Origin of the sequence: Aeromicrobium sp. REDSEA-S32_B7 (genome assembly GCF_001626145.1) — a bacterium.
GTDB classification, from domain to species: domain Bacteria; phylum Actinomycetota; class Actinomycetes; order Propionibacteriales; family Nocardioidaceae; genus Aeromicrobium; species Aeromicrobium erythreum.
On the sequence record NZ_LUNF01000116.1, the window covers coordinates 2148 to 14555 of the forward strand.

At 69.1% G+C, this 12408-nt stretch carries 7 protein-coding genes; 2 read left to right on the forward strand and 5 right to left on the reverse strand.

Annotation, left to right across the window (positions count from 1 at the left end; translation table 11 throughout):
- Nucleotides 1-706, reverse strand: a 706-nt coding sequence (locus tag A6Q79_RS08335) for a GntR family transcriptional regulator (RefSeq protein WP_317697707.1), incomplete at its 3' end; no start/stop codon positions are given.
- Nucleotides 707-870: 164 nt separating this feature from the next.
- Between A6Q79_RS08335 and A6Q79_RS08340 the strand changes: the two genes are divergently transcribed.
- Complete coding sequence (locus tag A6Q79_RS08340; RefSeq protein ID WP_067854780.1) at nucleotides 871-1992, forward strand: hypothetical protein; 1122 nt, start codon at nucleotides 871-873, stop codon at nucleotides 1990-1992.
- Between the two features lie 40 nt (nucleotides 1993-2032).
- Here A6Q79_RS08340 and A6Q79_RS08345 read toward each other — a convergent pair whose 3' ends face one another.
- Nucleotides 2033-2527 carry an NUDIX hydrolase gene (locus A6Q79_RS08345; RefSeq protein WP_067854777.1) on the reverse strand — a complete coding sequence of 165 codons (495 nt, stop codon included), beginning with the start codon at nucleotides 2525-2527 and terminating at the stop codon, nucleotides 2033-2035.
- A gap of 39 nt (nucleotides 2528-2566) precedes the next feature.
- Here A6Q79_RS08345 and A6Q79_RS08350 point away from each other — a divergent pair, with 39 nt between their 5' ends.
- Entirely contained in the window at nucleotides 2567-3649 is a 1083-nt protein-coding gene (locus tag A6Q79_RS08350) for an acyltransferase family protein (RefSeq protein WP_286689135.1), read from the forward strand.
- Nucleotides 3650-4156: 507 nt separating this feature from the next.
- On the opposite strand, the gene A6Q79_RS08355 is transcribed toward A6Q79_RS08350, so the two are convergent.
- The 3 genes from A6Q79_RS08355 to A6Q79_RS08365 all read right to left on the reverse strand — a co-directional run.
- Nucleotides 4157-8002 carry a DNA-directed RNA polymerase subunit beta' gene (locus A6Q79_RS08355; protein ID WP_067854771.1) on the reverse strand — a complete coding sequence of 1282 codons (3846 nt, stop codon included), beginning with the start codon at nucleotides 8000-8002 and terminating at the stop codon, nucleotides 4157-4159.
- Nucleotides 8003-8090: 88 nt separating this feature from the next.
- Nucleotides 8091-11576, reverse strand: a complete 3486-nt coding sequence (gene rpoB / locus A6Q79_RS08360; protein WP_067854770.1) for a DNA-directed RNA polymerase subunit beta — start codon at nucleotides 11574-11576, stop codon at nucleotides 8091-8093.
- A 325-nt stretch (nucleotides 11577-11901) separates the two neighbouring features.
- A partial coding sequence (locus tag A6Q79_RS08365; RefSeq protein WP_317697716.1) for a hypothetical protein occupies nucleotides 11902-12408 on the reverse strand: 507 nt, incomplete at its 5' end.

Below are 12408 nucleotides of genomic sequence, written 5' to 3' on the forward strand. Positions count from 1 at the left end.
ACAGTAGCATGCTACTGGCAGTGAGCGCCTGCGCTCGGGAGCGCCAGACGTCGACGTCGACGGCGGGGTCGAGCTGGCGCGCCAGCAGCTCCGCGGTGTGCTGGAGGTGCTCGCGCATGAGCGCAGCGGCCCGGCCGGCGTCCTGGTCGAGGACGGCCTGCACGATCGGCTCGTGCTCCTCGAGGATCTCGTGGGCCCCGCGGGAGCGGTGCAGGGTCACCGCGCCACGCGCCTGGATCGACGCGCGCAGTGCGAGCACCTCCTCGCCCAGCCGACCGTTGCCGCTCGCCGCGTGCAGCACCGCGTGGAGCGCCCGGTCGTGCTCCTCGAAGGCTCGCTCGTCGTCGGCGGCCGCGTCGGCCGCCATGGCCCGCAGCAGGGCGCGCAGCTCGTCGCGCTGTGCTGCGTCGGCGTGCAGCGCGGCGTACGCGGCGGCGGGCACCTCGAGCAGCAGGCGCAGCTCGAAGACCTCGAGCACGTCCTGCACGGTCACGCCCCGGACGCGCACCCCGCGGTTGCGCTCGACGGCCACCAGACCGGCGTCGGCGAGGCGCAGCACCGCCTCGCGGACGGGCGTGCGCGACGTGCCGAGCTCCTCGGCCAGCCGGTAGATCGAGTGCTGGGAACCCGGTTCGAGACGACCGGTGAGGATGTCCTCGCGCAGTCGGGCGAAGACGCGCTCGGCAGCCGTCGTCCGTCCTGCCATCGCCGCGCCTCCTCGCCCCGTCGGACCGTCCGGTGCTCGCAACCTACCGCGCCCGGTGCCGCACGACCTTGTCCGGCTGCGGCAGGATGGGGCCGATCGGTCCGCTCGGCCCGGTCGACCGACCACCCCGGCCCGGGGACCGCACGACCTCCCCGAGGAGACCCATGAGACGGATCGCGACCCCGCTCCTGCTCGTCGGCGTGCTCGCGCTGGGTGCCTGCGAGACGCGCACCCAGGCCGATCCGCGGCCCAGCGCCGGCGCCTCCTCCTCGGCGGCGGGGGCGTCGGACGCCGACGTGACCGAGCACGAGTCGGGGCCGCAGAGCCCCATCATCTACGGGCTCGAGGTCCCGTCGGGCGCCACGCAGCTGGGGCCGCTGGTGCGCTACCGCAGCGCTGCGCTGATCGAGGCCTTCCAGCCCGAGCTCGACGCTGCGAAGGCGGCGCAGCAGTCGGGGGAGGAGGACGGCGAGCTGCCCGAGGGCGTCGAGCCGACCCCGACCGAGACCACCACGCCCGCCACCCGCCCCAGCGACGACACCTTCTCGCTCATCGACGACGCCCCTCGCCCCGACGTCACGATCTCGCTGCTGCGCGTCGACGGCTCACCCACGCAGGTGCTGCGCCGTCTGATCGCCCAGGTGAATGCCGTCATCCCCGACGCCAAGCTCGACGAGGACGACCTCTCGACGTACTGCCAGTCGCAGGACCGTCGGATCACGGGCTGCACCGTCGACGCCGAGGGCAAGACCGCCGACCAGCGCGACATCCGCATCACGATCACCGCCGACCCCGGCGACGTCACGACCCGCACGGGCTACCCGGCGGCGCAGAAGCGGCCGGTCATGACGGTGCGGGCGCAGTACGTGGGCGACCCGCGCAGCGGCCAGCTCGAGCCGCGGGCGTCGACGGCGCAGGTGCCGCGCGACGTCGAGGGCAAGGACACGTCGGGGCTGATCTGGCCGAGCATGGACGTGTCCGCGCCGCGCGACTCGCCCCTGCTCGACGGGAAGTGGCGCGTGCCGGCCACCGGCACCCTGCTGCTCAGTGGTGAGCGGCCCCGGTTCGCGGCGGTCGTCGCCGACCGCGTCCGCGAGGCCGACGCGATCGCGGAGGACTTCGCCTCGAGCATCGGCACGCCGACGAAGGACGTCGTCGAGGACCTCAACGAGATCAGCACGACCTACACCGCCCGCGGCAAGGACGGCGGCGTGGCCCGCGCGACCTTCGTGCTCTCGGCGCGGGGCAGCTACGCGATGCTGTTCTACACGCCACCACGCTCCTGACCCTGCGCGTCGCACCGGGCGGCTCTCCCGCAGGACGGGCTCAGCGGTAGTCGGTGAGGTGCGCGAGCGCGTGCTGCGCGGCCGGCAGGAGCTGCCGGACGCCGTCGTCGACCTGGTCGAGCGGCAGCCAGGTGGCCACGTCGGTGGTGCCGTCGACCTCGACGACGTGCGGGGTGGGCAGCGGCGCTCCGGGCTCCACGCCCGCGACGCGGACGGCGTAGAGCAGGTGGACGCCGTGGTAGTCCTCGAAGCGGTCGTCGCGGCCCGGCGCCACGGTGTGCACGTGGTGGACGTCGACGAGGCGCTTCTCCAGCACCGTCAGCCCGGTCTCCTCGTACACCTCGCGGACGACGGCGTCGTGCGGGGACTCGCCGTGGTCGACACCGCCGCCCGGCAACGCCCACCAGCCCGCCGGGTAGCCGGTCGGGGAGATGCGGGTGAGCAGCAGCCGGGGCGTGCCGGTCTCGTCGTCGGCGACGACGACGCCGTACGCGCCGAGCCGCTGCGTGCGGCGCGTCTCGCGGTGCTCGTTCATCGGGCTCCCTTCGGTGCGCTCCACTAGAGTCGGTGGACGATGAGTGCCCTCGACCCGTTGCCCGTGACGACCGCCGCCCCGAAGGAGCGCGTGGCCTATCTCGACAACGCACGGTACTGGGTGATGCTGCTCGTCGTGATCGGGCACTCCCTCACGCAGTTCGTGGCGATGGACTCCGCGCGCGGCGTGTACGTGTGGATCTACGCGTTCCACATGCCGTTCTTCATCCTGATCTCCGGCTACACGGCTCGGCGCTACATGGGCGACGCGCGGCAGGTGCGCCGCATCGTCAGCACCCTGGTGGTCCCGTACCTGATCATCGAGATCTCGATGCAGATGATCACCCGCCACTACACGGGCGAGCCGGAGCCGTACAAGTTCCTGTCGCCGCAGTGGCTGGGCTGGTTCATGGCGGCGCTGTTCGTGTGGCGGCTGACCACCCCGATCTGGCGTGCGCTGCGCTACCCGATCACGACGTCAATCGCGATCTCGTTGCTGGTCGGGCTCATCGAGGTGCCGAACGTGCTGGCGCTGCCGAAGATCCTCGGCTTCCTGCCGTTCTACGTGATCGGTCTGCACATGAGCCGTGAGCGCTTCGAGCGGCTCGCGGACCCCCGCATCCGGGTCGGGTCGGCGCTGCTGCTCGCCGGCAGCTTCGTCATCTGCTACCTCTACTCGGCGAACTGGACGCTCGACTGGCTGCTGTGGAAGCAGCGCTACGACGAGGACCCGCTCGGCGCCTCGCCCCTGGAGGGCATCACGCAGCGCGCGGAGCTGCTCGTCATCGGCCTGGTGCTGACGTTCGCCGCGCTCTCGCTCGTCCCCCGCCGTCGGTCGTGGACGACGCGTCTCGGCGGGCGCACGTTCTACTGCTACCTGCTGCACGGCTACGTGATCCTGCTGCTGCGCTACCAGTTCGGCGTGTTCGACTCCCTCGAGAAGTACGGCGCACCCGCGGTGGTGCTGACCATGGTCGTCGCCACGGTGGTCGCGAACCTGCTCATGACGCAGCTGGTCGCTACCGTCTTCCGCCCGGTCTTCGAGCCCCGCCTCCGCTGGCTGTTCCGCCCCGACCCCGAGACCAAGCCGAAGTCGTCGAAGGCCCCCGCGCCCACCGCCTGAGGCCTTCTGCCGGGACGCACAATGCTGCGTTCGCGCGCTCCATCGGTGGATCTCCAACCGCAGGAGCGCTCGTGCGGTTGATGTTCCACCGCCGACGGGGCTGAGCGTGGCAACGATGCTTCCTTCTCGCGGACCGTGCCACGCGAAGGGAGAAGCGCTGCCCACCCCACCCCCAAGCACACCCACGCTTCTTCCTTCGCGCGTGCGAGGCCGAACGCTTCTGCGTTCACGACGGGATCCCGTAGCAATCGCAGCATCCTTGACGTCCCAGCGCACGAACGCAGGTTCTTGTGTCCACCGAAGGCCACAGCCCGAGAACCCGAGCCACGGCGCCACCCGGCCGCCCGGTCGAGGCCCTTGCGGAGACCACCCCCAGCGCCAGCCGCGGCAGCGCACCAGCAACCCCAGATCCCCTACGGCAGCGCACCAGCGACGTCACGACGACCGCACCCCCACACGACGACGGCCCCGGACCAGCAGGTCCGGGGCCGTCGTGCGTTCAGTCCGTCAGGGCTCGTACGACGTGAAGTCGTAGTCCTCCAGCTGGACGGCGGGGCCGTCGGGCGAGCCGAAGCCGTAGTCGTAGGACTCGTAGCCCGTGACGGCGTAGGCGGCCTGGCGGGCCTCCTCGGTGGGCTCGACCCGGATGTTGCGGTACCGGTCGAGACCGGTACCTGCCGGGATGAGCTTGCCGATGATGATGTTCTCCTTCAGACCGCGCAGCGAGTCCGACTTGCCGTGGATGGCGGCGTCCGTGAGGACGCGGGTCGTCTCCTGGAAGGAGGCGGCCGACAGCCACGACTCGACGGCCAGCGAGGCCTTCGTGATGCCCATGAGCACCGGACGGCCCGAGGCGGGGGTGCCGCCCTCGGCGACGACGCGTCGGTTCTCCGACTCGAACGTCGCCCGGTCCGCGAGGTCACCGGGGATCAGGTGGGAGTCACCCTGCTCGATGACCGTGACCCGACGCAGCATCTGCCGCACGATGATCTCGATGTGCTTGTCGTGGATCGCCACGCCCTGGCTGCGGTAGACCTCCTGGACCTCGTCCACGAGGTGCTCCTGCGCCCGACGGACACCGAGGATGCGCAGGACCTCCTGCGGGTCCGGCGTGCCGTGGGTGAGCTGCTGGCCGACCTCGACGTGCGAGCCGTCCTCGACGAGCAGGCGCGAACGCTTGCTGACGGGGTACTCCTGCACCTCCGAGCCGTCGTCGGGGGTGACGACGAGCTTGCGCGTCTTGTCCGTGTCGTCGATCGCGACGCGACCGGCGGACTCGGTGATCGGCGCACGACCCTTGGGCTGACGGGCCTCGAAGAGCTCGACCACACGCGGCAGACCGTGCGTGATGTCGTCACCGGCCACACCACCGGTGTGGAAGGTACGCATCGTCAGCTGGGTGCCGGGCTCACCGATCGACTGGGCGGCGATGGTGCCGACCGCCTCGCCGATGTCGACGAGCTTGCCGGTGGCCAGCGAGCGGCCGTAGCACTTGGCGCACGTACCGGCCGCCGCCTCGCAGGTCAGGACCGTGCGGACGCGGATGGTCTCCACGCCGGCGGTCACGAGCTGGCCGATCTCGACGTCGCCGAGGTCGCCGCCGGCCTCCACCAGCACCTCGCCCGTCTCCGGGTGGGTGATGTCGGTGGCCGCGCTGCGCGAGTACGCCGAGGTCTCGACGTTCTCCGCCGGCACGAACGTGCCGTCGTCCAGGCGGGTCGCGATGACCTTCGGCAGACCACGCTCGGTGCCGCAGTCCTCCTCGCGGATGATGACGTCCTGGCTGACGTCGACGAGTCGACGCGTCAGGTAGCCGGAGTCGGCGGTGCGCAGGGCGGTGTCGGCCAGACCCTTGCGGGCACCGTGCGTCGCGATGAAGTACTCGACGACGCTGAGGCCCTCACGGAAGTTCGCCTTGATCGGGCGGGGGATGATCTCGCCCTTCGGGTTCGCCACGAGACCACGCATGGCCGCGATCTGACGGACCTGCATCATGTTGCCTCGCGCACCCGAGTGGACCATCATCCAGATCGGGTTGTCGGCGTTCGCGGTGAACTTCTTCTCCATCTCACCGGACACCTCGGCCGTGGCCTGGGTCCAGATCTCGATGAGCTCCTGACGACGCTCGTCCTCGGTGATGAGACCGCGGTCGAACTGCTGCTGGACCTTCGCCGCCTGACCCTCGTACTTGGTGAGGATCTCCTGCTTGGTCTCCGGCGTGACGACGTCCTCGATGGAGATGGTGACGCCCGAGCGCGTGGCCCAGTGGAAACCGGTCTCCTTGAGGTTGTCGAGCGCGACGCCCACGTCGATCTTGGAGTAGCGCTCGGCGAGGTCGTTGACGATGACCCCGAGCTCCTTCTTGCCGACCTGGTAGTTGACGTACGCGTAGTCGTCCGGCAGGGCCTGGTTGAAGATCGCGCGACCGAGGGTGGTCTCCCGCGACGCCACGACACCGTCGACGCCGGGGATGCGGATCCGCACCTTGCTCTGGAGGGTGATCTCCTTGCGGTCGAAGGCCATGACGGCCTCGGCGACCGAGCTGAACGCACGACCCTCGCCCGGGTGTCCCTCGCGCTCGAGCGTGAGGAAGTACAGGCCGATGATCATGTCCTGCGTCGGCATGGTGACCGGACGGCCGTCGGACGGCTTCAGGATGTTGTTCGTGCTCAGCATGAGGATGCGGGCCTCGGCCTGCGCCTCGGCGCTCAGCGGCAGGTGCACGGCCATCTGGTCACCGTCGAAGTCGGCGTTGAAGGCCGAGCAGACGAGCGGGTGGATCTGGATGGCCTTGCCCTCGATGAGCTGCGGCTCGAACGCCTGGATGCCCAGACGGTGCAGGGTGGGTGCACGGTTCAGCAGCACCGGGTGCTCGGTGATGACCTCCTCGAGCACGTCCCAGACCTCGGCGCGCACGCCGCGCTCCACCATCCGCTTGGCGGACTTGATGTTCTGGGCGTGGTTGAGGTCGACCAGACGCTTCATGACGAAGGGCTTGAACAGCTCGATCGCCATCTGCTTGGGCAGACCGCACTGGTGCAGCTTGAGCTGCGGGCCGACGACGATGACCGAACGGCCCGAGTAGTCGACGCGCTTGCCGAGGAGGTTCTGACGGAAACGACCCTGCTTGCCCTTGAGCATGTCCGAGATGGACTTGAGCGGACGGTTGCCCGGGCCCGTGACGGGGCGACCGCGACGGCCATTGTCGAACAGCGAGTCGACGGCCTCCTGCAGCATCCGCTTCTCGTTGTTGACGATGATCTCGGGCGCGCCGAGGTCGAGCAGTCGCTTGAGGCGGTTGTTGCGGTTGATGACGCGGCGGTACAGGTCGTTGAGGTCCGACGTGGCGAAGCGGCCACCGTCGAGCTGGACCATGGGACGCAGCTCCGGCGGGATCACCGGCACGGCGTCGAGGACCATGCCCTCGGGGTGGTTGCTGCTGCCGAGGAACGCCGAGACGACCTTGAGTCGCTTGAGGGCGCGGGTCTTCTTCTGGCCCTTGCCGGTGGCGATGATCTCGCGCAACGACTCCGCCTCGGCGTCGAGGTCGAAGGACTGCAGACGCTTCTGGATGGCAGCGGCGCCCATGTAGCCCTCGAAGTACGCACCGAAGCGGTACGTCATCTCGCGGTAGAGCATCTCGTCGCCCTCGAGGTCCTGGACCTTGAGGTTCTTGAAGCGGTCCCAGACCTCGGTGAGGCGGTCGATCTCGCGCTGGATGCGGTCGCGACGCTGCTTGGCCTCACGCTCGGCGGCGTCCTTGACCTTGCGCTTGGCGTCGGCCTTCGCACCCTCGTCCTCGAGGGCCTTGAGGTCCTCCTCGAGCTTCTGCAGGCGCTGGTTGACCTCGTCGTCACGACGGGCCTCGAGCTGCTTGACCTCGAGGTCGATCTTGGACTCCAGCGAGGACAGGTCGCGGTGACGCGCCTCCTCGTCGACGTGCGTGATCATGTACGCCGCGAAGTAGATGACCTTCTCGAGGTCCTTCGGGGCGAGGTCGAGCAGGTAGCCGAGGCGGCTGGGGACACCCTTGAAGTACCAGATGTGGGTGACCGGCGCAGCGAGCTCGATGTGGCCCATGCGCTCGCGACGCACCTTGGAGCGGGTCACCTCGACGCCGCAGCGCTCGCAGATGATGCCCTTGAAGCGCACGCGCTTGTACTTGCCGCAGTAGCACTCCCAGTCCCGGGTGGGACCGAAGATCTTCTCGCAGAAGAGGCCGTCACGCTCGGGCTTGAGCGTGCGGTAGTTGATCGTCTCCGGCTTCTTGACCTCGCCGTAGGACCATCCGCGGATGTCGTCGGCGGTCGCGAGACCGATCCGGATCTGATCGAAGAAGTTCACGTCGAGCACGGTGTCTTCTTTCCCTTACTTTTCGAAATTCAGTGGTGAGCGGGGAGTGAGGGTGGGGGCGCCGTCGTGGCGACGGCGCCCCGCCGGCTCACACTTCTTCGACGCTGGAGGGCTCGCGACGCGACAGGTCGATGCCGAGCTCCTCGGCGGCGCGGAAGAGGTCCTCCTCCGCGTCGCGCATCTCGACGGCGGAGCCGTCGCTGGACAGCACCTCGACGTTCAGGCACAGCGACTGCATCTCCTTGACGAGGACCTTGAAGGACTCGGGGATGCCCGGCTCGGGCACGTTCTCGCCCTTGACGATCGCCTCGTAGACCTTGACGCGGCCGACGATGTCGTCGGACTTGATCGTCAGCAGCTCCTGCAGCGCGTACGCGGCACCGTAGGCCTCGAGGGCCCAGACCTCCATCTCACCGAAGCGCTGGCCACCGAACTGGGCCTTACCGCCGAGCGGCTGCTGGGTGATCATCGAGTACGGACCGGTCGAGCGGGCGTGGATCTTGTCGTCGACCAGGTGGTGCAGCTTCAGCAGGTACATGTAGCCGACGCTGATCGGGTCGGGGAACTGCTCGCCGGTACGACCGTCGAACAGGACCGCCTTGCCGTCGGGGCCGACCATGCGGTCGCCGTCGCGGTTGGGCAGCGTCGAGGCCAGCAGGCCCTGGATCTCGTCCTCGCGGGCACCGTCGAAGACGGGCGTCGCGACGTTGGAGTTCGCCGGGGCACGGTCGGCGCCGATGGCGCGCAGGCGGTCGGCCCACTCGTCCTTCAGGTCGCCGATGTCCCAGCCTGCCTTGGCCACCCACCCGAGGTGGGTCTCGAGCACCTGGCCGACGTTCATGCGGCCGGGCACACCCAGCGGGTTGAGCACGATGTCGACGGCGGTGCCGTCCTCGAGGAACGGCATGTCCTCGATCGGCAGGATCTTGGAGATGACGCCCTTGTTGCCGTGACGGCCGGCGAGCTTGTCACCGTCGGAGATCTTGCGCTTCTGGGCCACGTAGACGCGGACCAGCTGGTTCACGCCGGGGCTGAGCTCGTCGCCGTCGGCCGCGTCGAACACGCGGACGCCGATGACGGTGCCGGACTCGCCGTGCGGGACCTTGAGCGACGTGTCGCGGACCTCGCGCGCCTTCTCACCGAAGATGGCGCGCAGCAGGCGCTCCTCCGGCGTCAGCTCGGTCTCGCCCTTGGGCGTCACCTTGCCGACGAGGATGTCGCCGTTGCCCACCTCGGCGCCGATGCGGATGATGCCGCGCTCGTCGAGGTCGGCCAACATCTCCTCGCTGACGTTCGGGATGTCGCGGGTGATCTCCTCCGGGCCCAGCTTGGTGTCACGCGCGTCGACCTCGTGCTCCTCGATGTGGATCGAGGTGAGCAGGTCCTCCTGCACGACACGCTGGCTGAGGATGATCGCGTCCTCGTAGTTGTGGCCCTGCCAGGGCATGAAGGCGACGAGCAGGTTGGTGCCCAGCGCCATCTCGCCCTCGTCGGTGCACGGACCGTCGGCCAGCGGGGTGCCGACCTCGACGCGCTGGCCCTCGGCGACGAGGGGACGCTGGTTCGTGCAGGTGCCGTGGTTGGAGCGGCGGAACTTCGCGAGGCGGTACGTCGTGTACGTGCCCTCGTCCTCCATGATCTCGACCAGGTCGGCCGAGACCTCCTTGACGACACCCGCCTTCTTGGCGACCGTGACGTCGCCGGCGTCGACGGCGGCACGGAACTCCATGCCGGTGCCGACGAGCGGGGCGTCGTTGCGCACCAGCGGGACCGCCTGGCGCTGCATGTTGGCACCCATGAGGGCGCGGTTGGCGTCGTCGTGCTCGAGGAACGGGATGAGCGCGGTCGCGACCGAGACCATCTGGCGCGGCGAGACGTCCATGTAGTCGACCTCGGCGGCCGGGCGGAGCTCGGCCTCACCACCACGCTGGCGCACGAGCACCGCGTCGTCGACGAACGTCCCGTCCTCGGTGAGCGGGGAGTTCGCCTGGGCGACGATGAACCGGTCCTCGTCGGTGGCCGTGAGGTAGTCGATCTGCTCGGTGACCCGGCCGTCGACGACCTTGCGGTACGGCGACTCGATGAAGCCGAACGCGTTGATGCGACCGTAGGAGGCCAGCGAGCCGATCAGACCGATGTTCGGACCTTCAGGCGTCTCGATCGGGCACATGCGGCCGTAGTGCGACGGGTGCACGTCGCGGACCTCGTAGCCCGCGCGCTCACGCGACAGACCACCCGGGCCGAGCGCGTTCAGACGGCGCTTGTGGGTCAGACCCGCGAGCGGGTTGTTCTGGTCCATGAACTGCGACAGCTGGCTGGTGCCGAAGAACTCCTTCAGCGCCGCCACGACCGGACGGATGTTGATGAGCGTCTGCGGCGTGATGGCCTCGACGTCCTGCGTGGTCATGCGCTCGCGCACGACCCGCTCCATGCGCGCCAGGCCGGTGCGCAGCTGGTTCTGGATCAGCTCGCCGACCGTGCGGATGCGACGGTTGCCGAAGTGGTCGATGTCGTCGGCCTCGACGAGGGTGGTGCCCGCGGGCATCTCCAGCTCGGTCTCGCCGGCGTGCAGCGCCACGACGTACTTGATGGTGGCGACGACGTCGTCGATGGTCAGCGTCTGCTGGTCGAACGCCTCGTCGGCGCCGAGCTTCTTGTTGACCTTGTGACGACCGACCTTGGCCAGGTCGTACCGCTTCGTGTTGAAGTAGTAGTTGTCGAGCAGGTTCTGGGCGGCCTCGCGCGACGGCGGCTCGCCCGGACGCAGCTTGCGGTAGATGTCGAGCAGGGCCTCGTCCTGGGTCTGGACGTTGTCCTTCTCCAGGGTCAGACGGATCGACTCGTACTGGCCGAACTCCTCGAGGATCTGCGCCTCGGTGAAGCCGAGCGCCTTGAGCAGGACGGTGACGCTCTGCTTGCGCTTGCGGTCCAGACGCACGCCGACGAGGTCACGCTTGTCGACCTCGAACTCCAGCCACGCGCCGCGCGAGGGGATGACCTTGGCCGTGTAGATGTCCTTGTCCGACGTCTTGTCGGGCGTGCGCTCGAAGTAGACGCCGGGGCTGCGGACCAGCTGGCTGACGACGACGCGCTCGGTGCCGTTGATGACGAAGGTGCCCTTGGGGGTCATGAGCGGGAACTCGCCCATGAAGACCGTCTGGCTCTTGATCTCGCCGGTCTCGTTGTTCATGAACTCGGCGGTGACGAACAGGGGCGCGGCGTAGGTGACGTCGCGGTCCTTGCAGTCCTCGACCGAGTACTTCGGGGGCTCGAAGCGGTGGTCGCGGAACGACAGGCTCATCGTCTCGGAGAAGTCCTCGATCGGGGAGATCTCCTCGAAGATCTCCTCCAGACCGGACTTGGTGGAGACGTCGGTGCGGCCGGCAGCGAGGGCGTCCTCGACCTCGGCCTTCCACTTCTCGCTGCCGATCAGCCAGTCGAAGCTGTCGGTCTGCAGGGCCAGGAGCTCGGGAACCTCGAGCGGTTCGGAGATCTTGGCGAAGGAGATGCGGCGGGGTGCGTTGGTGGCACTGTTGTTCTGGGCAGGTGCGGCGACGGTGCGCGAGGCGGCCAAGAGGGGTCCTTCCAGAGGCTCGCAAGGGTGTCACGTGATGGACTTGTGCGCATGACTGACGCCCCCAGTCAAGGGGCAACGAGGGCGACGAGGCGGGCGCGAAGATTCAGTCTAGCCCCCCCGTCCACACGCGCGCAAGCCTGGTCCTTGACAACCAGCCTGAGATGGGCCAAAGTATTCGGCCGCTCCGCAGGCTCACGGCCCGAAAGGACTGCAACGCCAGGGGTCGCGGGCCGTCCGCGCGGCGGTCCGACGTGGCCTGGAGCCTGCGCAGCGCCCGCCGGAGAGACGGACCGGAGGCGCCCGGCGGGTCCGACGCGCCGGTTCAGAGCGCCTTGATGTCGTCGACGAGCCAGCGTCCGTCGCGCTCGACCATCGTCATCTCGACCCGGTTGCCGAAGACCGTCGGTACCTCGGAGCCGTCGGCCAGACGCGCCTGGTCGACGAAGACCAGCACGGTGGCGCGGTCGCGGCGGCAGTCGTCGCCGCACGACATCGCGGCGGAGTCGCGGGTCGTGGCCTTGACCTGGATCTTGCGCTGCGGCGCGAGGTCGCGCAGGGCCGGCGAGATGCTCTCGAAGTCCTTGGCGAACGAGGAGGTCATGACGTCGCTGGAGTCGTCGAGGTACTGCTGGATGCGGTCGTAGCGGTAGGTGAAGATCGTCTCCGCGGCGGAGGCGGCCGCCTCGGCGGCCTTGTCGTGGACGCCGTCGACCCCGTGGGTCTCGCGCCAGTCGGCCACGCCGCGGTAGCCGAAGAACGCACCGAAGACGACGGCCAGGACGGCCACGCCCACCAGGACGATGCGCGCGGGGTCGAGGGCCCGGCGACC